Annotated in this window: 20 protein-coding genes; 11 read left to right on the top strand and 9 right to left on the bottom strand. The window is 40.2% G+C overall.

From position 1 onward, the window contains the following. Positions 1-12 precede the first annotated feature (12 nt). Positions 13-1260: a cystathionine gamma-synthase gene (gene metB, locus CWB66_RS05655; RefSeq protein WP_138584625.1), complete on the bottom strand. Its 1248-nt coding sequence runs from the start codon at positions 1258-1260 to the stop codon at positions 13-15. Between the two features lie 198 nt (positions 1261-1458). Between metB and metJ the strand changes: the two genes are divergently transcribed. Continuing rightward, the gene (gene metJ / locus CWB66_RS05650) at positions 1459-1779 is read left to right on the top strand and encodes a met regulon transcriptional regulator MetJ (protein ID WP_077536207.1); all 321 of its coding nucleotides are present in this window, start codon (positions 1459-1461) and stop codon (positions 1777-1779) included. Between the two features lie 94 nt (positions 1780-1873). On the opposite strand, the gene CWB66_RS05645 is transcribed toward metJ, so the two are convergent. Further along, entirely contained in the window at positions 1874-3115 is a 1242-nt protein-coding gene (locus tag CWB66_RS05645) for a malic enzyme-like NAD(P)-binding protein (RefSeq protein WP_077536209.1), read from the bottom strand. Between the two features lie 523 nt (positions 3116-3638). Then, the gene (rpmE, locus tag CWB66_RS05640) at positions 3639-3854 is read right to left on the bottom strand and encodes a 50S ribosomal protein L31 (protein ID WP_007377245.1); all 216 of its coding nucleotides are present in this window, start codon (positions 3852-3854) and stop codon (positions 3639-3641) included. Positions 3855-4086: 232 nt separating this feature from the next. Here rpmE and priA point away from each other — a divergent pair, with 232 nt between their 5' ends. The 5 genes from priA (at position 4087) to CWB66_RS05615 (ending at position 9180) form a co-directional block, all read left to right on the top strand. Further along, positions 4087-6273: a primosomal protein N' gene (gene priA / locus CWB66_RS05635; protein ID WP_138584624.1), complete on the top strand. Its 2187-nt coding sequence runs from the start codon at positions 4087-4089 to the stop codon at positions 6271-6273. A gap of 20 nt (positions 6274-6293) precedes the next feature. Then, positions 6294-6812, top strand: a complete 519-nt coding sequence (locus tag CWB66_RS05630) for an SPOR domain-containing protein (protein ID WP_077536212.1) — start codon at positions 6294-6296, stop codon at positions 6810-6812. 79 nt (positions 6813-6891) lie between these two features. Further along, entirely contained in the window at positions 6892-7410 is a 519-nt protein-coding gene (gene hslV / locus CWB66_RS05625; RefSeq protein ID WP_002958366.1) for an ATP-dependent protease subunit HslV, read from the top strand. Positions 7411-7421: 11 nt separating this feature from the next. After that, positions 7422-8750, top strand: a complete 1329-nt coding sequence (gene hslU / locus CWB66_RS05620; protein ID WP_138584623.1) for an ATP-dependent protease ATPase subunit HslU — start codon at positions 7422-7424, stop codon at positions 8748-8750. A 55-nt stretch (positions 8751-8805) separates the two neighbouring features. Further along, positions 8806-9180, top strand: a complete 375-nt coding sequence (locus tag CWB66_RS05615) for a gamma-butyrobetaine hydroxylase family protein (protein ID WP_138584622.1) — start codon at positions 8806-8808, stop codon at positions 9178-9180. 50 nt (positions 9181-9230) lie between these two features. Here CWB66_RS05615 and CWB66_RS05610 read toward each other — a convergent pair whose 3' ends face one another. From CWB66_RS05610 to CWB66_RS05600, 3 genes are all read right to left on the bottom strand, one after another. After that, the gene (locus tag CWB66_RS05610; RefSeq protein WP_138584621.1) at positions 9231-11111 is read right to left on the bottom strand and encodes a methyl-accepting chemotaxis protein; all 1881 of its coding nucleotides are present in this window, start codon (positions 11109-11111) and stop codon (positions 9231-9233) included. Between the two features lie 91 nt (positions 11112-11202). Next, positions 11203-12237 (bottom strand): MJ1255/VC2487 family glycosyltransferase, encoded by a 1035-nt coding sequence (locus CWB66_RS05605; protein ID WP_138584620.1) that lies wholly within the window; start codon positions 12235-12237, stop codon positions 11203-11205. Further along, a complete protein-coding gene (locus CWB66_RS05600; RefSeq protein WP_138584619.1) occupies positions 12234-12773 on the bottom strand; it encodes a phosphatase PAP2 family protein in 540 nt (179 codons plus the stop codon). Before CWB66_RS05600 ends, CWB66_RS05605 begins: the two co-directional genes overlap by 4 nt. 205 nt (positions 12774-12978) lie before the next feature. Between CWB66_RS05600 and rraA the strand changes: the two genes are divergently transcribed. Continuing rightward, positions 12979-13476 carry a ribonuclease E activity regulator RraA gene (gene rraA, locus CWB66_RS05595; RefSeq protein ID WP_138584618.1) on the top strand — a complete coding sequence of 166 codons (498 nt, stop codon included), beginning with the start codon at positions 12979-12981 and terminating at the stop codon, positions 13474-13476. 1 nt (position 13477) lies between these two features. After that, entirely contained in the window at positions 13478-14527 is a 1050-nt protein-coding gene (locus CWB66_RS05590) for a formimidoylglutamase (RefSeq protein ID WP_138584617.1), read from the top strand. Here CWB66_RS05590 and CWB66_RS05585 read toward each other — a convergent pair. Further along, positions 14524-16185: a bifunctional diguanylate cyclase/phosphodiesterase gene (locus CWB66_RS05585; RefSeq protein WP_171037467.1), complete on the bottom strand. Its 1662-nt coding sequence runs from the start codon at positions 16183-16185 to the stop codon at positions 14524-14526. The two genes, CWB66_RS05590 and CWB66_RS05585, sit on opposite strands and share 4 nt — an antisense overlap. Positions 16186-16308: 123 nt before the next feature. Beyond that, complete coding sequence (gene hutI, locus CWB66_RS05580; RefSeq protein ID WP_138584615.1) at positions 16309-17556, bottom strand: imidazolonepropionase; 1248 nt, start codon at positions 17554-17556, stop codon at positions 16309-16311. Positions 17557-17674: 118 nt separating this feature from the next. On the opposite strand from hutI, the gene hutC reads away from it, so the two are divergent. From hutC to hutH, 3 genes are all read left to right on the top strand, one after another. Continuing rightward, positions 17675-18382 (top strand): histidine utilization transcriptional repressor HutC, encoded by a 708-nt coding sequence (hutC, locus tag CWB66_RS05575; RefSeq protein ID WP_077536229.1) that lies wholly within the window; start codon positions 17675-17677, stop codon positions 18380-18382. A 67-nt stretch (positions 18383-18449) separates the two neighbouring features. Continuing rightward, a complete protein-coding gene (gene hutU / locus CWB66_RS05570; RefSeq protein ID WP_138584614.1) occupies positions 18450-20123 on the top strand; it encodes a urocanate hydratase in 1674 nt (557 codons plus the stop codon). 2 nt (positions 20124-20125) lie between these two features. After that, positions 20126-21658, top strand: coding sequence for a histidine ammonia-lyase (gene hutH / locus CWB66_RS05565; protein WP_138584613.1), 1533 nt, complete (start codon positions 20126-20128; stop codon positions 21656-21658). A gap of 184 nt (positions 21659-21842) precedes the next feature. Here hutH and CWB66_RS05560 read toward each other — a convergent pair whose 3' ends face one another. Beyond that, the gene (locus tag CWB66_RS05560; protein WP_077536234.1) at positions 21843-22613 is read right to left on the bottom strand and encodes a Rossmann-fold NAD(P)-binding domain-containing protein; all 771 of its coding nucleotides are present in this window, start codon (positions 22611-22613) and stop codon (positions 21843-21845) included. Positions 22614-22898 lie beyond the last annotated feature (285 nt).

The following is a 22898-nucleotide window of genomic DNA, read 5'->3' as shown; positions in this document are numbered from 1 at the left end:
AATCCATTTTAATCACCAAAGTGCCGGATGAGCAGCACTTAATTTAACATTGTTATTAGAAACGCCAGCCCTTTTCCCTGCGTGACTTTCGTTCTTTTTATACCCTGGTTTAACAAGATTAAATACGCGATCAAAGTCTGCAAGTAAATCATGTATATCTTCAATACCAACCGAAATACGGATAAGCGTATCGCCCACCCCCGCTTCTAAGCGTGCTTCTTCTTCCATTCCTGCATGAGTCATTGTCGCAGGGTGGCAAATTAGACTCTCCACTCCCCCTAATGACTCAGCTAAACTAAACTCTTTTAAGCTTGTTAAAAATGCAGCCGCATCGTGTATGTCGCCTTTAATATCAAAGCTAACCATGCCACCAAAACCAAGCTGCTGTGCTTTCGCTAATTCATGTTGAGGATGCGACTCAAGACCTGGATAATAAACTTGGCTAACAAACTCAGATTCTTCAAGATACTTAGCAATTGCTAATGCGTTTTCTTGGTGCTGTTTTAAACGGATATTTAAGGTACGCAAACCTCGTAATGTTAAGTAGCTATCAAAAGGTGCCCCTGTAATACCAATATTATTTGCCCACCAAGCAAGTTCATCACCCAGTGCTTGTGTTGCGGTTATGACTGCACCACCAACAACATCCGAATGGCCATTGATATACTTCGTTGTAGAGTGCACGACAATGTCTACTCCAAATTTAATTGGGTTTTGTAATGCTGGTGACAAAAATGTGTTATCTGCTGCAACCAATGCACCGCATTGTTTTGCAACTTCAGTGACCGCTTTAATATCAGTTAAACGTAATACTGGGTTACTGGGTGTTTCTATCCAAATTAATTTTGGTTTAATCTCTAATATTTGATCAAGGCTCTGTTGTTTAGTTAAGTCTAAAACTTTAAGTTTTAATAAGCCGCGCTTTTGTAATGAAGTAAATAAACGATAACTACCACCGTAACAGTCGTGTGGGATCACCAATGTATCGTCGTGATTAAGTAGCTGCGTAGCTAAATGCACAGCAGCCATGCCTGTAGCTGTAATAATGCCACGCGCCCCACCTTCGAGCTCTGCAAGCGTTTCAGCTAAAATATCACGATTAGGATTACCGCTACGGCCGTAATCATATTGGCGCTTAGTATCAAAATCAGCAAACGAATACGTTGTCGACAAATAGAGTGGAGCTACCACTGCACCATGCTGTTTATCAGCCTCTATACCGCTACGCACTGCAATAGTTGCTTTATTTTTTCCACTCATACTTGTCACCTAATTAATTTGGATGTTTAGACGTCTAAAAGAGTAGTTTATTCAATTTAAGAAGTCAAAACATTTAAACCGCTAGATGGCTAAATAACAAGTATTTGACTATCTTTTTTAAATCGATAGAATTTCACGCATATTCACACGCTTTTATCTTGTGTGAGCAATTAATAATCTGAGGCAACGATACATCTTATGGCTAAATGGAATGGTGAGTATATTCACCCATACGCAGAACACGGTAAAAAATCAGAACAAGTTAAAAAGATCACCGTTTCGATCCCACTAAATGTATTAAAAGTATTAACTGATGAACGTACACGTCGTCAAATTAGTAACCTACGCCATGCGACAAACAGTGAACTATTATGCGAAGCTTTTTTACATGCATTTACAGGCCAACCTTTACCTAATGACGACGATTTACGTAAAGATAATGCCGAAAAAGTACCTGAAGAAGTGAAAAAAATAATGCAAGAAATGGGGCTTGAAGTACCTGTTTTAAATGAAGATTAAGCGTTTAAAAAACATAAAAAAACCTCAGTAATTACTGAGGTTTTTTTATAACTGAATTTTACTGCATATTTTACTGCATACTTTACTGCATACTTTACTGCATATAGTTTTCAGGTAGCTCAATACGCGCTACACCCGACTCAACAGCAGCAAGCGCTACTGCTCTTGCTATACGTGGAAGTAAACGTGGGTCCATCGGCTTTGGAATAATATAATGAGCGCCAAATTCTAATTTATCCACACCTGCGGCTTTTAATACTTCAGCCGGTACAGGCTCTTTAGCAATACTGCGAATAGCCTCTACTGCGGCTATTTTCATTTCGTCGTTAATCGCGCTTGCACGAACATCAAGTGCGCCACGGAAAATAAACGGGAAACATAAAACGTTGTTAACCTGATTAGGGTAATCAGAGCGCCCTGTTGCCATAATTAAATCGTTACGTGCGCTGTGTGCGAGTGCAGGATCTATTTCAGGATCTGGGTTTGAGCACGCAAACACAACCGGCTTATCAGCCATTAACTTTAAATCTTCAGCACCTAATAAATTAGGTCCCGATACACCAACAAATACATCTGCGTCTGCAATTACATCTTGCAACGTACGTTTATCGGTATTATTGGCAAACAATTGCTTGTACTCATTTAAATCATCACGGCGTGTGTGAATAACCCCTTTGCGATCTAACATATAGATATGCTCGCGTAGCGCACCACACTTAATTAGTAACTCCATGCACGCAACAGCAGCGGCACCGGCCCCTAAACAAACAATAGTCGCATCTTCAATTGACTTTCCCTGTACCTCAAGCGCATTAAGCATACCTGCAGCGGTAACAATGGCGGTGCCGTGTTGATCGTCATGAAAAACTGGAATGCTACAGCGCTCAATTAACGCTTTTTCGATTTCAAAACACTCTGGTGCTTTAATATCTTCGAGATTAATGCCACCAAATGTATCTGCTATATTTGCAACTGTATTTATAAAGTCTTCGGTAGTACGGTGCTTAACTTCAATATCAATCGAGTCTAGGCCTGCAAAACGCTTAAATAATAAAGCCTTGCCTTCCATTACGGGTTTAGATGCGAGTGGCCCTAAATTACCCAGACCTAAAATTGCAGTACCATTAGTAATGACCGCAACCATATTACCTTTACCGGTATATTTATAAGCATTTGCAGGATCAGCAGCAATTTCACGCACAGGTTCAGCAACACCTGGGCTATATGCTAGGGCTAAATCTTGAACCGTTTCGGCAGGCTTGGTTAGCTCAATGCTGATTTTTCCTGGAACGGGATGAGAATGGTAATGTAGTGCTTGTTCACGAAAGTCTGACATAACGCGATTGTATCCTGCAATTTAAGTTAAAGTGAGAGGTGTTGTCTGGGTTACGATACCCTTATTATTTTTAAATTCCAAGCAATATCAGGTCTATCCTGTTATATGCTAGATTCATTGATTTTAAGAGGTTTTTCAGTAACTTTGCGAAGATATACTGACATTTCATAAATAGAAATTCATATAAAAAGAATTTTAGAGGTACTTTTAGCCGCGAGTCGTTTTCTCTAAAAACGACTGTCAAATTTTTAGTATAAATAACTATAAACAGCTTAATACTCTACTTTAAAAACATTTATCTTCACGTTAGCTACATTTAACAACTTAGTTAAAAATTGAACACTTCAAAATATAGAGACTATTGCGTACTTTGTCTGCAAAGGTTTATGCATACTCAGAATAAGAACAGGAAATAGTTATGCAAAGAAGATAACGTCAAAATAGGCAGGAAAAGTAAATAAAAGATGAATTTTAGGCATAAAAAAAGCACCCTAAGGTGCTTCCTTTAACTAAATAGCAAAAATTACTTCTTGCTACCAAGTGCACCGAAACGCTTGTTGAAACGATCAACACGTCCGCCAGTGTCTAAAACTTTTTGCTTACCAGTGTAAAACGGGTGACACGCAGAACATACGTCTAAGTGAATGTTTTTACAAAGAGTAGAGCTTGTTTCGAATTCATTTCCGCATGAACATGTTGCTGAAATTACTTCGTACTTAGGGTGAATACCTTCTTTCATAGAAACCTCTAGTTAAGGCCGCATCGCTCTCCAAACCCGTAGTTTGGTACCATACGTCGTTAAAACAAATTTGTTGGTGGCGGATTTTATCCAACAACTACCAAGCACACAAGGTTTAATTATATTTTTTTGCTAAAAAAGTAATCAAATAATAAAACGGTTATAATTTGCTAGTAGGTTTTTAACCGTATATTTAGTACATTATACCATTAATTTTATTAGTTGAGTTGTTATGCGTTTTGTTGAAGTTGCTATAAAAGTCCCGTTACCGCGCACCTTTGATTATAAAGTAGATGAACAGCTCTCAGGCTTGGTTTCGGATCTAAAGCCTGGAATGCGTGTTTTAGTCCCTTTTGGCAACCAACGTAAAGTGGCCGTTATATTAGCTTTAAAAACCAGCACTGAAGTTCCTGAAAATAAAATTAAAAGTATTCTTGAAGTCATTGACGATGCTCCTATTTTATCTACGCAACACTTAGCGCTTCTTAGCTTTACCGCTCGTTATTATTGCTACCCTTTGGGCGAAACGATTCATATAGCTCTGCCTAGTGCACTACGCCAAGGTGAATCACCAGACAAAACAAGCATTAACATGGTAATGCTTACTGAAAAAGGCGCTAAAGTACCGTCATTAAAAGCCAAAACTCAACTCAACTTATTGAAGCAGTTATCACAATCAGGTAAGTCGTCTTTAACTGAACTAAAAGCCTTAGGCTTTAGCAAAAAAACCATCGATAGCCTCATTGATAAAGAACTTGTCACACAAACTATCGAACACGATAACCAATGGCAAAGCATTACCCCCAAAGTTGGTAGCAAACCAATTCTTAATAAAGAGCAAGCGGTTGCCTGTACGGCGATTAATCAAAGCAAAGGCTTTAGCAGCTTTTTATTGGAAGGTGTGACAGGCAGTGGTAAAACTGAAGTATATTTACAGTGCCTTGAAGAGGTATTAAAGCGTGGTGAGCAAGCCCTCGTATTAGTTCCCGAAATAGGTTTAACCCCCCAGACAGTTAATCGCTTTCGTCGCCGCTTTCCTGATACACCCATTATGCTTTGGCATTCAGCCCTGACCGATAACGAAAGACTCCAAACATGGCGATTTTGCGAAAAAGGCAGCTGTGCAATCGTAATAGGCACTCGCTCGAGTATCTTTCTGCCCTTTTTGCAACTCGGTATGATAGTGGTTGATGAAGAACACGACTCTTCATTTAAGCAGCAAGATACCCTTCGCTATCATGCTCGTGATTTAGCCGCATACAGAGCATTTCAGCATAAGATTCCACTCATATTAGGCAGTGCTACGCCCGCGCTTGAAACACTTCACAAAGCGATTAATAATAAATATCAGCTATTGAGCCTAACTGAGCGTGCACAAACCGCGACCGACAACCAATTCAAATTACTCGACATGAAAGGCCAGCCCGATCAAGCTGGTATAGCCCATGCAAGCCTTGCCACTATGCGTCAGCATTTAAATCGTGGTAAACAGGTGATGGTATTTTTAAATCGCCGAGGCTTTTCGCCCACGCTTATTTGTCATGAGTGCGGCTGGCTAAGCGAGTGTAAACGCTGTAGCACTAGCGCAACATTTCACAAAGCGATTGGTCAAATGATTTGCCACCATTGTGGCGATCAATACCCGGTGCCTCATCAATGTCCTGATTGTGGCAGTACACAAATATTCCCCAACGGCAAAGGTACAGAGCAAATAGAAGAGTTTTTATCAACTGAGTTCCCTGATACGCCGATCACGCGCATTGATCGCGATTCAACTCGTCGAAAAGGGAGTCTTGAAAAAGCACTTGATGAAATTAACTTAGGGGGAGCACGTATTTTAATTGGCACACAAATGCTTGCCAAAGGTCATCACTTTGCTGATGTCAGCTTGGTGCTTATTTTAGATGTAGATAGCGGTTTATACTCCTGTGACTTTAGAGCAACCGAACATTTAGCTCAGCTTGTTACACAAGTAGCAGGACGTGCTGGGCGCTCTGGAGAACCTGGCCAAGTACTATTGCAGACCCACTTTCCTGAGCATCCACTTTTACAAGACTTGGTTAACAATGGATATCAAGACTTTGCTCGCTTTGCACTGAGTGAACGCGATGATGCCGATCTCCCTCCAATTACAAATATGGCTATTGTTCGTGCTCAAGGACATAGCATTAAGCAAGTCGTCGACTTTTTGACTGATTTGGTTCCAGTCAATGGGGTATCTGGTATACAATTGCTCGGCCCGATACCTGCGCCTCTAGAAAGGGTCGCAGGTATGTATCGTTTTCAGTTACATATTCAAGCGCAAGATCGCCGCATACTGCACCAATATCTTGCGCAAATGGTTGATTATTTAAGCTCAAGCAAACTCGCACAAAAAGTCCGCTGGAGCTTAGACGTAGACCCTATAGACATGATTTAGGTTAAGGCCAAAATAACGCTATGGCACAGCACGATTACATTAACAAAAAACCAGCAAACAGAAAAAACAATAAGCAAGCACCTGCGAAAAAACCATTTCCGATTTTTTTAGTGAGTATTGCTCTTTTACTTGTAGGCGGTTTCGTCTACGGGTTATGGTTTATTAAAAGTAACGCCGATCCTAAGCTGGTAGAAAAGCAGGCTAACCCGACGACAGCTGAAAAAAAGGTCGAAGTGGTTATCCCACGTACGCCCGCATTTATTAAAGAAATTAGAAACCACGAAATTCAAGTTGAGGTAAAACAGCTTGAGCAAAAAGGTCCTTACGTTATGCAATGTGGTTCATTTAAAACCCACGCCCAAGCCGAATCACTCAAAGCTAAAATTGCATTTGCAGGACTTATATCTGAAATTAAGCAAGAAGGCACTTGGCACAAGGTGCGTTTAGGGCCTTATAAAACCAAACGCCAAGCCGAAAGTGATAAAAACAAGCTTAAACGTGTGAATATAGTCAGCTGCGGAATTTGGAACTGGACTTGAAAATAAACCATTCACCCATATAACCTCATCATAATCGTTTTTTACGAGTTGTCTCTACAGCTCGATGATGAGGAATAACATGACTACTATCGTAAGTGTACGCCGCGGCGACAAAGTTGTAATCGGCGGTGACGGCCAAGTATCTCTTGGTAACACCGTAATGAAAGGCAACGCCCGTAAAGTTAGACGCCTTTATAATGGCAAAGTAATTGCTGGCTTTGCCGGCGGTACTGCTGATGCCTTTACCCTTTTCGAACGCTTTGAAAGTAAATTAGAAATGCACCAAGGCAACCTAACCAAAGCAGCGGTCGAAATGGCTAAGGACTGGCGCAGCGATCGGGCTCTTCGAAAACTCGAAGCATTGCTCGCTGTAGCAGATGAAACTGCATCTCTTATTATTACCGGTAACGGTGATGTGGTGCAGCCAGAGAATGATCTAATCGCCATCGGCAGTGGCGGTAATTTTGCCCAATCTGCAGCAACAGCCTTATTAGAAAATACCGACTTAAGCGCTCGTGAAATCGTCGAAAAAAGCTTAACTATTGCAGGCAATATCTGTGTATTCACTAATAATTTCCAAACCATCGAAGAATTATAATAGGAACCGCTATGTCTGCAATGACCCCAAGAGAAATTGTTCACGAACTAGATCAACATATTATTGGCCAAGCGAATGCAAAAAAAGCAGTGGCTATTGCACTTCGCAATCGCTGGCGCCGTATGCAACTTAATGAAGATTTACGTGGTGAAGTGACACCTAAAAACATTCTAATGATTGGCCCAACTGGCGTAGGTAAAACAGAAATTGCACGCCGTTTAGCAAAATTAGCGAATGCGCCATTCATTAAAGTAGAAGCGACAAAATTCACCGAAGTTGGCTATGTTGGTAAAGAAGTTGATACGATCATCCGTGATTTAGTCGACGTGTCGATTAAAATGACTCGTGAGCAGCAAACCAAAAAATTTAAACATCTCGCAGAAGAAGCGGCCGAAGAGCGTATTTTAGATGCCTTGCTTCCTCCTGTTAAAGATCAATACGGCGAAACACAGCGTGATGATAACTCCTCAACACGTCAAACGTTTCGTAAAAAACTACGTGAAGGCCAGCTAGATGATAAAGAAATTGAAATTGATTTAGCTCAAACACAGCCAAACGTAGAGATTATGGCGCCCCCTGGTATGGAAGATATGACCAACCAGCTGCAAAGCATGTTTCAAAACATGGGTGGCGACAAACGCACTAAACGTAAGCTAAAAATCAAAGAAGCCTTCAAACTATTAACGGAAGAAGAAGCCGCGAAATTAGTGAACCCTGAAGAGCTAAAAGAACAAGCTATTTTTGCAGTAGAACAAAATGGTATTGTGTTTATTGATGAAATAGACAAAATTTGTAAGCGTGGTGATTCTTCAGGTCCTGATGTTAGCCGTGAAGGTGTGCAGCGCGATTTACTGCCGCTTATTGAAGGTTCAACAGTAAACACTAAACACGGCATGGTTAAAACTGACCATATGTTGTTTATTGCCTCTGGTGCATTTCAAATGGCAAAACCATCTGACATGATCCCTGAGCTACAAGGTCGCCTGCCAATTCGTGTAGAGCTTGAAGCGCTTACTGCTGATGACTTCAAACGCATTCTCACAGAACCTCATGCATCGCTTACAGAGCAGCAACGAGAGCTTCTAAAAACTGAACAGGTAACTGTTGAGTTTAGTGATGATGCTATTGATCGTATTGCAAAAGCGGCATGGCAAGTTAACGAAAAAACTGAAAATATCGGTGCTCGCCGTTTGCATACTGTGATGGAAAAGTTAATGGAAGAGATTTCATACGACGCTTCTGAAAAAGCAGGTTCGTCACTTATTATTGACGCCGCTTATGTTGAAAAACACCTAGGTGCATTGGTTGAAGATGAAGACTTAAGCCGCTTCATTCTTTAATTGATACCCCTTATACTAAAAGCCTCCGTTATGGGGGCTTTTTAATGGGATAAAAATGAAACACGTAACAAAAATACATTACCACAGCATAAGTAAAAACGTAGATATTTACTTTGATGACGAAAGCAAATCGGTATTTAGTAGTGAATTTTTACGCGTCCATTCTCCATCTGCTGAAGTACAAGGACATGGTTCAGGTCCGATGAAGTTAGTGTTTAATAAGCAATCTGTGAGTATTAACAGTATTGAACCCGTTGGGCACTATGCGCTTCGTTTAGGCTTTGATGATGGTCATAATAGTGGATTATTCAGCTGGCAATATTTTGCAAAACTACAAGAGCAGCAAAGCGCACTGTGGGATGAATATTTACAACGTATAAACGAGCATAAAAACAATAAAGATAGTGTGCCAATAAAGTTTATTCCTTAAACCTTATTGGCCATTTAATAGTTTATTGTAAGTTATAAATAGCTTGTTGATTACACCTTAAACTTATCAATAGCAGCAAATAGCACACGAGATTGTTGAGATACTTCTTCACTTGTTTGTGCATTGCTAGATGCATTTTCTGATGCGCTTTGTGCAATATCGCGTATACGCACTACGTTTTTATTTACCTCTGATGCCACTTGGCTTTGCTCATCAATGGCTACGGCAATTTGTGTGCTCATTTCCATTATCGTTTGTACATCTTCCGTTATTGCTCCAAGTAAATCGCCAGCTTTAATTGCCTGCGATGCACTTTCGTCCCCCTGTGAGCGGCACTTATGCATAATACTGACGACTTCTTGTGTACGCTGCTGCAAAGTACTTATTATACCTTCAATCTCACTTGTGGACTCTTGGGTACGTTTTGCTAATGAACGAACTTCATCTGCTACAACCGCAAAACCGCGTCCATATTCACCAGCTCTTGCAGCTTCAATCGCTGCGTTAAGTGCCAATAAGTTGGTTTGTTCTGCAATGGCACGAATCACATCGAGTACAGATCCAATAGTCTCACCATCTTTTTCTAATTGAGAAACAACGCTCGATGCATCTCCCAGTGAGCCAGACAGCTCTCTAATTTGCTTAACGGTTGACTCAACCTCATTACGCCCTTGCTGTGCGCTCAAGTTGGTTGATTCAGCTTTTTTAGCCGCAGCCTCAGTATTATGTGAAATATCCTGAATTGTTGCTTGCATCTCAGTGGCTGCCGTTGCCACCATATCAGCTTCATGCAATTGCTCTTGCATACCAGAGCTTGTTGCTGCTGTATTCTCTGACAAATGCTCTGTGGCAATATTAAGTGTATTCAAAGCCCCATTAACATCGTTAACTAGGTGTTTAAAGTCACCGATTAAGCTATTGAAGTCGACTGTCATCGTGGTGATTTCATCTTTGCCAGTCTGCTCTATCAAAATAGTAAGATCATTGCTGCGGCGAATATCATTTATAGTATGATAAACACGTTCAATAGGAATGATAATTGAGCGACTAGTAAAATAAACCAAAGCTAAAACAATAACACCTGCAATAACAAAAACGAGAATAGCTAAAAACTGCGCTTGCTCTACGCTTTTTTCAACTTGTAGCTTGGTATCTTGAACGATTTGAGTAACAATTTTTTCACTTTTATTTACGCTCTCTTGCATAACACCCAGCGCACCAGAGTTGAGATCTAACCCTAATTCAGTTTGCGCTTGCACAAGTGTTTTAAACTCATTTTGGTAGGTATCAATTAGCGGGGTTATTTTTGTTTTATAACTACTTAACAAATCAGCCGATGCAATCTGCTGCTTAAAGGTATTTATACTTTCATTAAAGCGGCCTAGATATTTATCATCAAATCTAAGCATAAAATCTTTTTCTGAGCGCCGAAGTTGTAACATAGATGATAAAAGCTTGTAGTTTTCTTGCTCTTTTAATAGTACTTCGACTTCGTGCACTGCACTTCTTAGCTTTCCGTATAAGCCATCTTTAGGGGTCAACCCAATCTCTTTTTGCAGCGTAGTAACCGTGTTAAAGTCGTTGTTATAGCTGTTTATTAGTTGTTCAAAACGTTCAAGCTGAGCAGCAGAAATCCCCTGCTGAGTCATTAATTGTTTTAACTTAGTAATTTTAATGCTTAGCTGCTTAAAATTCATTTCAAACTCAGCCAGTGAATCTGCTTGCTTGTAAAACAAGAAGTTTTTTTCGTGGTTACGTAATGCTAATGAATGTACATTAAGCTCTTCCGCCAATTGAATCGTTTTATTTAAATTCAAAGTGGTACGTGATTCAAAAATTATCACACATAATAAAACAATCATTGCTAAGCCAACAACAATCGCATTTAATTGCAAGCGACGTTTGATAGTAAGATTCTGCAAAAAATTCATTCTAAGAGCCTATATTTAATATTCTTCTCTAGTATAGCTAAGCATAGATCAAGTGGTTCAATTATCAGAGTAAATTTTTAATTTATTTCTGCTATGACACATTTACACTTCCCCAAAGCCCTTTATGCAGTGATTGCGTATTACACCATTGCTTATTTACCAACCAGTTAATTAACGGTGTGGGATCACTAGGATAATTAATTCGTTTATTTTGTGGGGCACTATTCCAATCATCTAGTGCTTGCGGGTTTAAATAATTCATTACATGCGCCATCCTCATTGATAACAACGTTTGCGCATTCGCGCCTTGCTCAAACTGCCCATCAAGTGGTTTTAAAAGTAGCTTTTTACCTAGCTTAAGCGCCTCACTTGCCAGCTCAAACCCTGCATTACCAATAACACCACTGGTATTGGCTAAGTCATTTAAAAAACTAACACGCGATGGAGCACGTAAATGAATATGCCCCATTGACTGATTTGATGCATGAGGGTGGTAACAATAAAACTCTTTTTCGGGGAAATCTTTTAAGTAATCGATAATGCTATTTAAATTTTCAAATGGTAAATATACCAATACCTTATTCATTACTGCAACAGGGTTACCATGTTGATGGTTTGCGATAAAAGGAGGAATAATATTATCTGCAAATGGCTGCCAATGAACACCGAGATAAGTGTTTGCTGGGGCATAATATTTAATTAAAGATTTACGTAAAATACCTCGGCTGAACATCGGCACGCTGTCTGATAAAAACGCCGCTTGGTGGCTAATTCCTACAACAGGAACGCCTGCACGTTTTGCAGCCCATGCCGTAATTGGTTCAAAGTCGTTAAGTATAAAATCATACTGTTTTATATCGAGTGACTTTATATCTGAAACCAACTCACAAATCCGCGCATTTTTAACTGTTTGTAAGCTTTTTATTTGACCATTTTTAGTGTTAAAAGATAACCCTCGAAAACTCTTATAATGTCCAAATTCCTGCATATCAAAATAGTCTTTAGTAGCACGCCCTGAAAAAATATAATCAACATCAATTCCATGTTGTTTAAAACAGCTCGCCATAACACGAGCTCGCGTTATGTGACCATTACCAGTGCCTTGAATGCCATACAGTATTTTCATACAGGAACCACCAAGACTAATGCAAATAAGCCACAAGAACTGCCAATAATTGCACCGAGAATAATATCTGCAGGAAAGTGTACACCTAAGACCACACGAGAAATTGCCACACTAGAAGCCCAGCCAAATAACAACCACACATACTCAGGGAAAAAATTGCTCAATATAATAGCAACAAGAAATGCGGCGGCACTGTGCCCTGACGGTAAACTAAATTTATCACTGGGTACTATGTACGCATTCGTAACTAAGCAATCACAAGGTCTCACCCGGGCAAAGCTCTTTTTCGCTAAAAAATAGATGGGTCTTTCTATGGCAAAGCCAACCAAAATTGTAATGGGTAGTAATTGGTGCTGCTCGTTATTGCTAAGCCACCAAACAGCTGCGCACATAAGCAAGTACAAACCACCATCGCCGCTTTTAGACAACCCAAATGCTATTACTTTAAGCCATCTAGGTGAGTTGCAATTAAACAGAGTTAAAAATAATTGCTCATCCACCTGAGCTACCTTTTTAAGCATATTATTATCATCCATCACTTACTCCACGCTGCATAATATATGAACACTGATTTAGCTTAGGTGTTGTAAATAACAATTGAGTGACGCTTTTAAGACACTATTGTTGCTATTATTGATTTAGGCTTTGTTTTGGCTAAATTTACTGCGATTAAGTCGTTGTTATTGCATATAAGGAGGGTATACTGAGGTATAAATTAATGTATCTTTTGAGGATAAAATAATGGATTACAGCACTTCTGACTTATGTGACCACTTTGCTGATGTGGTTGACGTGCTAGAGCCTATGTTCATCAACTTTGGTGGTCGACACAGCTTTGGTGGCCGCATTAAAACGGTCAAATGTTTTGAAAATAATGAACTGATCCGCGAATTGCTTTCTCAAGATGGTACAGGCTTAGTGCTGCTTATTGATGGCGGTGGCTCAACTCGTCGTGCACTTATTGATATTGAACTGGCCGAGTTAGCACTTGAAAATAACTGGAATGGCATTATTGTTTACGGCGCAGTGCGCCACGTAGACGAGCTTGAAGAGCTTGATTTAGGCATTCAAGCCATTGCTTCTATTCCTGTTGCAGCCGACAGTGAGGGTGCAGGCGAAGACGCTATAGGTGTTAACTTTGCTGGCGTATCCTTTTTTGATGACGACTTTATTTATGCCGACAGCACAGGCATCGTTCTATCTGCTGAGGAACTAGAATTGGAAGTCGTAGAAATATAACGTGACCATTCAATTAAAAGTATATGATGAAAGCGCGGTTACAGCACTTTGCTCTACCCGCGCAAACGAGAAAAAAGCTTGGCAAACAATGGCCTTGCTCGACACCCAAGTAAACGTACAACAAGCTCTTGTTGACGCTGCACAATTTGGTATTCGCTATGTTCTTCTTGGTATTTGCGAAGATATTGGCCCCAAAGCAAACTTAGGTAATGGCGGTGCAAATCAAGCATGGTCAGCATTTCTAAAACGCTTTTTAAACCAGCCTCATAATCAATTTATCACGACTCAAAAAGTACTTTTGTTGGGTGAAGTTAATGTTGATGATTTAATGGCGCAAAGTAATCTACTCGATAATCAACAAACTCAACAATTAACTCAGTTACGCGCTTTGTGCCAACAACTTGATGAACGCGTTGAATCTGTTTTGAATCTTATTTTTAAAGCAGGACTTGAACCCATAATAATTGGTGGCGGACACAACAACTGCTTGGGAATTATTCGAGCGCTGAGCAAGCATAAAAACACACCAATAAATGCGATAAACTTTGATCCCCATGCTGATTTTAGAGAGTGTGAAGGTCGCCATAGTGGCAATGGTTTTCGCTATGCATACAACGAAAAACATTTAAATAATTACCATGTTATTGGCTTACATGAGTTAAAGAACAACCAAGCAATTATTACAGCAATGAATGAAGCCAACTTTAAGTTTAATAGTTATCAAGCAATACAAGTTAAACGAGAGATTACTCTTACTCAAGCAATTAATAATGCACTAAATTGTTTTGATGAAGCACCGCTAGGTGTAGAAGTTGATTTAGATAGCATTACTGGTATGCCGGTTAGTGCTTATACATGCTGTGGATTTAGCGTCAGCGACACTGAACATTTTGTACATTTAGCAGCTAAAAAACGTCAATCTACATACCTACATTTATGTGAAGCGGCACCGAGTCAACACCCCAATGGACTAGATAGTGGAATGCAGCATTGTGGGCAAGTAATAACGGCACTCGTCAATAGCTACATACAATCTAAAGAGAGCCTTTAACGCTGAGCTAATAGCCACTGCTTTAGCCAGCTCATTAAGCCTACACTACTTAGTGGGTGCCCAAAGTAATAACCTTGTGCGGCATAAGCATTTAAGCTTTTAATAAATCTCAGTTGCTCAAGCGTTTCAATCCCTTCAAAAATAACTTTTGTTTTTTGCTGGTTATGCATTTCAACCATACCACCGATCAAACTGCGTATCGTATTTTGATTACTAAAATCAGCGGTTAATGATGGCGCAACTTTAATATATTCAACGGCCAAGCTGGGTAATTTAGACAGCAGCACAGGATTATCGCCTAAGCCATCAACACATATTTTTAAACCAATATTATTAAGTCGAGCAATCATTGCTTTACCTTTACTGTCTAAGTTAGTAAAAATATGCAATGGACATTCAACAATTAAATCGCCAGTTTCTAATTGATGATCTTTTGTTATGTTGTCAACAAACTCTACAAATTCTTCATTTAGCATCTCAGGACCAAATACGTTAACACTGAGCGGTATCGCCATACCTTCCATGCGTAACGCCATCGCCAGCTCCGCCGCTCGCTCCATCACAAACGTCGCTAATTGAAAAGCAAGCCCCGCAATTTTAATGTCATCAATAAATCGGTTAGCCGATAAAATACCTTGCTTTGGATGCTGCCAACGCAGCAGTAGTTCTAAAAACTCAATCTTTCCATTTTCATTACAAATTATGGGTTGAAAATATAACTCAAATTCACTCGAAAAATCGATATTGGCCAGCTCCTTTAACCTAGCTTGCTGTTCTAATTGCTCAACCATCATTTGTTTTCGATAAGCAATGACTTGTCTATCTGGGTAACTATCAAGCGCAAGGTAAGCAAAGGATATTAAATTATCAAAGTCATTTTTTTGCTCTGTACAATCCACATAGCTTGCTCTTGCTTTTACTTCAACGGTGCAATTGGCAACATTAAAAGGCTTAAGTGTTGCATCTAGTATTTTTTGTATTAGCTGCTCATGAATATGCTTTTGATTCGCGAGATCACAAATAAATGCGAAGTTGAGCCCGCCCAAATGCGCAAGCTTCTCTTGTGGGGCTAAGCTAACAACCTCATCACTCTCTAATAGCGCCTTTATTCTATTGGCCGATTGCGCTAAAAGTAAATCTCCAAAATTACGTCCTAAATGCTGATTTACCTGCTCAAAACCTTCTAAACGGATAATAACAAGTACGGCGTTGAGTGGTTTATTAATACACCACTCATCAACCTTTTTACGCAATTTACTTATATTACTGAAGGCGGCAAGAGGCGAGTTATCAATAAATGTTTCTTGCTCTGGTGTATTTTCTATTCGTTGATTTTTTATAGCTGCATTATCATTGAAAAAACCTGCTAATGTTAACAATAGGATAGCGAGCACGACCCAAAATAAAGGGATATGTATTAAAAAATAGGCACTTAGCAGTAATACAAACAATAAGCCTGCAGCTGCACTGACCATGATCATAGCCCAATTATTATGCTCAAAAGCTTGCCATAAATAAAAGCAAAACCCAAAGGTAAGTAAAATAACAAGCCAAGGCGTTTCATTGCTCAAAATCGCAAAGCCAATCAGCGCAATACATAAATAACTAAATTTAATACTGTTACTTTTAACAACAAGCAAAGTAGCAATCATCGCCATAAGCAACGCACCGCTAAAAAAAATAGCAAAACGGCTATCAGCTAAAATTCCCAAATCTGTACCGCTCGTATTGATTAAAAAATTCAGTATAAGCATATTTATTGTGAACCAAATTAATTCAAACTAATTAAGTTTACCCAAAACCCATAGATTTAACAGTTTATTTACACCAAATTGATAGCTCAGCTGTGATGGATGACCTATTTCCCAGTGCGCTATATCAGCTCTGGCACCCACCTTTAGCACACCACGATCTTTTAATCCCAATGCCTTAGCCGCATTTTGAGTTACGCCTAATAAGGCCTGTTCCGGCGTTAACCTAAATAGAGTACATGCCATATTCATCATCAACTGCACAGAGCATAATGGCGAAGTTCCGGGATTAAAATCACTGGCTATCGCTATCGGCACCTTATATTGATTGAGTAGTTCAATGGGTGGAAATTTAGTTTCTCTCAAAAAATAAAATGCACCAGGCAATAACACGGCAACAGTACCTGCTTGTGCCATTGCTTTTACCCCCTCTTCATCAAGATGCTCAATATGATCGGCCGAAAGACCATTAAACTGCGCTACTAGCTTAGCACCATGTTGATTAGATAACTGTTCAGCATGACATTTAACTGGAAGATTGTGCTTTTTAGCGGCTTCAAAAACACGCTTGGTTTGTGCATAACTAAATCCTACATTTTCACAAAATACATCGACAGCATCAGCAAGATCACTAGCAACTACTTGCTCAAGCATTTCTGTACAAACTAGATCAATATACTCATCAGCACGGCCTTTGTACTCTGGCGGTAAAGCATGTGCTCCCAAAAACGTAGTTTTAATATCTATAGGATGGTGTTCACCTAACAAGCGGGCGACTTCTAATATTTTTATTTCGTTTTCAGTATCTAACCCATAGCCTGACTTAATTTCGACTGTGGTAACCCCTTCTTTTAACAAAGTATTGAGTCTGTCTTTTGCATCAACAAATAATTGTTCTCGATCAGCCGCTCTAGTCGCTTTTACCGTACTCGCTATGCCACCGCCTTGTGCTGCAATTTGCTCATAGCTAACTCCTTGCAAGCGTTGTTCAAACTCTTGCGATCTTGAACCTGCAAACACTAAATGCGTATGACAATCGATTAATCCAGGCGTTAGCCATTGCCCTTTTATACTTAATGTCGGCGTTGCAAAAACATCAAAACTTGGTAATGTCGACTGCTTTCCAAGCCACACAATCTCACCATTTTTAATGGCTATTGCTGCATTCTCAATGGCACCATAAGCCGCATCGATACTGCTATCCATAGTGGCAATATTGGCGTCGGTTAAAAGTAAGTCGAGATCTTCTAACTCATAATGTTGTGATGTGCTTTGCATCTTATACCCTTTTTTGCCCTATTATGATGAAAATATAGTCTAGCAATTCACCTTGTATATACAAGGTAATTATGCCATCTTGTTTATATAGTTTACTTTCAATGTAACCATTAATTTAATGACGACACCTAAATTTGCGCAAATAAAACAATTTATTGTTGATAAAATTCGCAGCGCCACATGGCAAGAAAATCAACGTGTGCCCTCTGAAAACGAGCTGGCTAGTCAATTTAGCGTGAGCAGAATGACGGCTCGTCGAGCGCTAAGCGAACTAACCGAAGCCGGTATTTTAACGCGCAGCCAAGGGTTAGGTACATTCGTTGCCACATTTAAATCGCAGTCATCATTACTCGAAATCAAAAATATTGCTGATGAAGTAAAAGAGCGCAACGGGAACTACACCTGTAATGTACTCATACTTGAATCTATAAATGCAGTCGCGCCCATAGCTATTGCACTTGGTGTTGAAATTGACAGCGTAGTATATCGCAGTGTACTCGTACACAATGAGAACGATAGCCCTTTGCAGCTAGAAGAACGCTTTGTAAATCCAGCACTTGCTAGTGGCTATCTACAGCAAGATTTTACGGCACTCACTCCTCATGAATATCTATCGAGCGTTGCACCGCTAACTCAAGCAAGGCATACCGTAGAAGCCATTATGCCAAACAGCGAAATGTGCCAATGGCTCAATTTATATAACGAAGAGCCATGCTTACAAGTTATTCGACGCACATGGTCTATTCATGGCATTGTAAGCTTTGCACGCCTTGTATCACCTGGCAGTAAATACCGCTTAGGTGGCCATTTAACATTTAAAAAATAACAAAAAAATTGCGCTTATTGCGCTTTTTTTATAATTAACAACCTTGTATATACAACAGGAGCAAAACATGAACAACCGACTCGACACAAGTCGCGTAATACGTGCACCGCATGGCGATAAAATAAGCGCTAAAAGCTGGCAAACTGAAGCGGCTAAACGCATGCTCATGAATAATTTAGATCCTGAGGTTGCAGAACATCCTCATTCGCTTGTTGTGTATGGTGGTATTGGCCGTGCAGCACGCGATTGGCCAAGTTATGACAAAATTATAGAAACCCTCGATAGGCTCGAAAACGACGAAACCCTACTTGTACAATCGGGCAAACCCGTCGGCGTATTTAAAACCCACAGTAATGCACCGCGCGTACTGATTGCCAACTCAAATCTAGTGCCGCATTGGGCAAATTGGGAACACTTTAACGAGCTCGATAAAAAAGGCTTGATGATGTATGGGCAAATGACTGCCGGATCTTGGATTTACATTGGCTCGCAAGGCATAGTGCAAGGCACTTACGAAACGTTTGTTGCCATGGCAAAACAGCATTTTGACGGTCAAGCTAAAGGAAAATGGGTATTAACAGGTGGTCTTGGCGGCATGGGCGGCGCACAACCGCTTGCAGCCACAATGGCTGGATTTAGCGCACTTGTTGTTGAGTGCGATGAAAGCAGAATCGATTTTCGTATAAAAACAGGTTACGTTGATGTAAAAGCAACGAACCTTGAACATGCACTGCAATTAATAACCGATGCATGTGTTAAAGGTGAGGCCCTCTCGGTGGGCTTACTTGGCAACGCTGCCGATGTATTTAGTACACTCGTTAAAACAGGCATTACCCCTGATGTAGTCACAGATCAAACATCTGCTCACGATCCATTAAATGGTTACTTACCACAAAACTGGACAATGGAGCACGCAGCAAAAATGCGTGAGCAAGATCCGAAAGCCGTAGTAAAAGCGGCTAAGCAATCAATGGCAGTGCAAGTTAACGCCATGCTAGCGCTGCAAAAAGCAGGTTCTGCAACAACTGACTATGGTAATAATATTCGCCAAATGGCATTTGATGAAGGCGTTACCAACGCATTTGATTTTCCAGGCTTTGTTCCTGCTTATATTCGACCTTTATTTTGCCAAGGTATTGGGCCCTTTAGATGGGTAGCCTTATCGGGCGACCCAGAAGATATTTATAAAACCGATGCAAAAGTAAAAGAGCTGATTCCCGATGATGCACATTTACATAATTGGCTAGATATGGCGCGTGAACGTATTCAATTTCAGGGCTTACCTGCACGCATTTGTTGGGTTGGTTTAAAAGACAGAGCACGCCTTGCATTGGCCTTTAACGAAATGGTTAAAAATGGCGAGCTTAAAGCACCGATAGTCATTGGTCGCGATCACCTAGACTCAGGCTCTGTTGCAAGCCCTAATCGTGAAACAGAAAGCATGAAAGATGGCTCTGATGCAGTATCAGATTGGCCATTACTTAATGCATTACTTAATACAGCAAGTGGCGCTACATGGGTATCGCTTCACCATGGTGGTGGCGTTGGCATGGGCTTTAGTCAGCACTCTGGTGTGGTTATTGTTGCCGATGGAACAGACGAAGCCAAAGAGCGTGTTGGCCGTGTGTTATGGAACGACCCTGCAACTGGCGTAATGCGCCATGCAGATGCGGGCTACGACATCGCAAAAACCTGTGCTAAAGAGCAAAACTTAGACTTACCAATGCTAAACGAGGAATGATCATGGTAGAACTTACTCTCACACCTGGCTCGCTTGATTTAAGCACGCTGAGAAAAATTAATAATTCATCAGTAAAGTTAAGCCTTGCCAAGCATGCTGAGTCACAAATAGCAGCAAGCGCACAAACCGTTCAAAATGTAATTAACGAACACCGCACTGTATACGGAATAAATACCGGCTTTGGATTATTAGCCAATACTAAAATTGCCGATGATGAACTTGAATTATTACAGCGCTCCATTGTACTTTCGCATGCAGCGGGTATTGGCGAATACATGGATGACAGTACAGTAAGGCTGATGATCACCTTAAAAATTAATTCGCTGTCTCGTGGCTACTCAGGTATTCGCCTGCAAGTTATCGAATTTTTTATGCAATTGCTTAATAGTGAAGTCTACCCATGCGTACCTAAAAAAGGCTCTGTGGGTGCGTCGGGCGATTTAGCCCCTCTTGCGCATATGTGCCTACCTTTACTCAGTGAGGGTAACATGCGCTATAAAGGTAATATTATTAGTGCCGAAGAAGGCTTAAAAATAGCAGAGCTTAAACCGCTTACCCTTGCAGCAAAAGAAGGCCTAGCATTATTAAATGGCACACAAGCATCTACTGCATTTGCACTACAAGGCTTATTTAGAGCTGAAGATTTATATGCACAAAGCTGTGTTATTGGATCTATTAGTATTGAAGCCGCAATGGGCAGTCGTTCACCATTTGATGCGCGTATTCATGACATTCGCGGTCAACGAGGGCAAATAGATACTGCTCAAGTATTTAGAGAGTTACTTGATACTCATTCACAAATTAGCGATTCACACGTCAATTGTGAAAAAGTACAAGACCCTTATTGCCTGCGCTGCCAACCACAAGTGTTAGGTGCGTGTTTAACGCAAATACGCCAAGCTGCAGAAGTATTACTCTGTGAATCAAACGGCGTCACCGATAACCCATTAGTTTTTGCGGATGTAGGCGATATTATTTCTGGTGGGAATTTTCATGCAGAGCCGGTAGCGATGGCCGCCGATAACTTAGCGATCGCTATTGCCGAAATTGGCGCATTAGCAGAGCGACGAATTGCATTACTTATCGATTCTAACTTATCTAAATTACCACCATTTTTAGTTGCAAACGGCGGTGTAAATTCAGGCTTTATGATTGCACAAGTAACCGCCGCAGCGCTCGCATCAGAAAATAAATCATTAGCACACCCCGCTTCGGTCGATAGTTTGCCAACATCAGCAAATCAAGAGGATCATGTATCTATGGCCACTTTTGCAGCTAGGCGCTTAGGTGAAATGGCCAATAATACTCAGGGTGTTTTAGCTATAGAATGGTTAGCATCGGTGCAAGGGCTAGAGTTTAGAAAGCCACTCAAACCATCTAATAAGGTACAAAACGCAAAAACATTATTACGCGAACACGTTAGTTACTATGATAAAGATCGCTATTTTGCACCGGATATAGAACAAACAAATACACTATTAAGTGAAGGCAAGTTATGTGACTTTATTGACAGCAACCCCTTGCCTTCATACTAATACCAATTTTATAAAAAATATGATCGTTCTAGCGCATTGAATAGCGCACTTACTGCGTTAAAAATTATTTATATAGAACAACTATATATAATAATTTTCGCCTTGTTATAGCGCTATTCTCTTAGCGCTATAATAGATCACTCATTTAATGCAATTGGTATAAAATTTTAGTGGAATGTCTTTGCTAAATCCCATATTGATAAGTAAAGCCTAACGCCTCAATAGCTGAGCCAATCACTTTGCGCTCAGCTTTTTCGTCACTGGCAAAACGAGGCATTTCACTCCCCTGCTGCAGACACTTTAATGCGTAATATTCAGCTTTTGTTGGATGCGCCGGATTAACCACATTATAAATATTTTGCCCAACTGACCAATGTTCTATCACAGCAAAAATGGCATTAATAACATCTTGTTGATGCACCATATTTACCACTTGCTCACTTGATGTATTGAGCTCCTTACCCGCAACAAAACGACCAGGTTCTCTGTTAGGACCAAACAACCCAGCTAAACGAAGTACTTTGCCATCTTGTTGCAGCACTTGCTCTTCAGCCTCATAAAGCTTTATCTGTCGCTCATTAGTACACGAAATATCACTGCTTTCGCTATATACACCAGGCTCTTGATCGTACACACCTGTTGATGAACATAACAAAAAACCTTTAGCGTTTAGCCCCTTTGAAAGTTTAAGTGCTGCCGTGAGTGTGTCAGGATAATTACTTTCATTGTGCCTGCTACGCGGCGCGATAGCACACACCCAATAAGCATCTTGCAAGTCTATTTGATGTGTTAATTGGTCATTCTCGAGTATAAATTGACGTTCAAAATCAAACTTGTGTACATCACTTCTATGCGTCCCTTGCACTTGCCAGCCCGCTGTTTGTGCATTTACACATAAAGTATGACCTAGCCAACCGGCTCCTAAAACTACCAATTTATTTATTTTATTTTCCATTTTGTGTAAGCCTCCACTTTAAAAGAAAAATTAGTATTTTTGTCTAACTTTAATACAGATTTCAAACGCGATATAATTATAGGTACTCTACTAAATCAAAAGAATATGTGCACTTGTATTAAACCGTTAGTTATTACGTAAAATGCAACAACACTATTTAACCTGAACTCTTGATAATAAATCTATCTCGAGCAGCTATTTTCAGCGCTAACTGCGTTGAATTTACTTGCAATAGGCCAGCCATGATTACGAGTGAGCCACATGTTTTAAATGAAAAAGAGGCTC

The organism is Pseudoalteromonas sp. S558, from assembly GCF_005886635.1.
GTDB lineage: Bacteria > Pseudomonadota > Gammaproteobacteria > Enterobacterales > Alteromonadaceae > Pseudoalteromonas > Pseudoalteromonas aliena.
This window is presented reverse-complemented; position numbering and strand designations above follow the sequence as displayed.

Excerpts from the sequence above, each read along its gene's own strand:
- metB (WP_138584625.1), bottom strand. The coding sequence starts at position 1,260 with ATGAGTGGAAAAAATAAAGCAACTATTGCAGTGCGTAGCGGTATAGAG.
- metJ (WP_077536207.1), top strand. The coding sequence starts at position 1,459 with ATGGCTAAATGGAATGGTGAGTATATTCACCCATACGCAGAACACGGT.
- CWB66_RS05645 (WP_077536209.1), bottom strand. The coding sequence starts at position 3,115 with ATGTCAGACTTTCGTGAACAAGCACTACATTACCATTCTCATCCCGTT.
- rpmE (WP_007377245.1), bottom strand. The coding sequence starts at position 3,854 with ATGAAAGAAGGTATTCACCCTAAGTACGAAGTAATTTCAGCAACATGT.
- priA (WP_138584624.1), top strand. The coding sequence starts at position 4,087 with ATGCGTTTTGTTGAAGTTGCTATAAAAGTCCCGTTACCGCGCACCTTT.
- CWB66_RS05630 (WP_077536212.1), top strand. The coding sequence starts at position 6,294 with ATGGCACAGCACGATTACATTAACAAAAAACCAGCAAACAGAAAAAAC.
- hslV (WP_002958366.1), top strand. The coding sequence starts at position 6,892 with ATGACTACTATCGTAAGTGTACGCCGCGGCGACAAAGTTGTAATCGGC.
- hslU (WP_138584623.1), top strand. The coding sequence starts at position 7,422 with ATGTCTGCAATGACCCCAAGAGAAATTGTTCACGAACTAGATCAACAT.
- CWB66_RS05615 (WP_138584622.1), top strand. The coding sequence starts at position 8,806 with ATGAAACACGTAACAAAAATACATTACCACAGCATAAGTAAAAACGTA.
- CWB66_RS05610 (WP_138584621.1), bottom strand. The coding sequence starts at position 11,111 with ATGAATTTTTTGCAGAATCTTACTATCAAACGTCGCTTGCAATTAAAT.
- CWB66_RS05605 (WP_138584620.1), bottom strand. The coding sequence starts at position 12,237 with ATGAAAATACTGTATGGCATTCAAGGCACTGGTAATGGTCACATAACG.
- CWB66_RS05600 (WP_138584619.1), bottom strand. The coding sequence starts at position 12,773 with ATGGATGATAATAATATGCTTAAAAAGGTAGCTCAGGTGGATGAGCAA.
- rraA (WP_138584618.1), top strand. The coding sequence starts at position 12,979 with ATGGATTACAGCACTTCTGACTTATGTGACCACTTTGCTGATGTGGTT.
- CWB66_RS05585 (WP_171037467.1), bottom strand. The coding sequence starts at position 16,185 with ATGGCGATGATTGCTACTTTGCTTGTTGTTAAAAGTAACAGTATTAAA.
- hutI (WP_138584615.1), bottom strand. The coding sequence starts at position 17,556 with ATGCAAAGCACATCACAACATTATGAGTTAGAAGATCTCGACTTACTT.
- hutC (WP_077536229.1), top strand. The coding sequence starts at position 17,675 with ATGACGACACCTAAATTTGCGCAAATAAAACAATTTATTGTTGATAAA.
- hutU (WP_138584614.1), top strand. The coding sequence starts at position 18,450 with ATGAACAACCGACTCGACACAAGTCGCGTAATACGTGCACCGCATGGC.
- hutH (WP_138584613.1), top strand. The coding sequence starts at position 20,126 with ATGGTAGAACTTACTCTCACACCTGGCTCGCTTGATTTAAGCACGCTG.
- CWB66_RS05560 (WP_077536234.1), bottom strand. The coding sequence starts at position 22,613 with ATGGAAAATAAAATAAATAAATTGGTAGTTTTAGGAGCCGGTTGGCTA.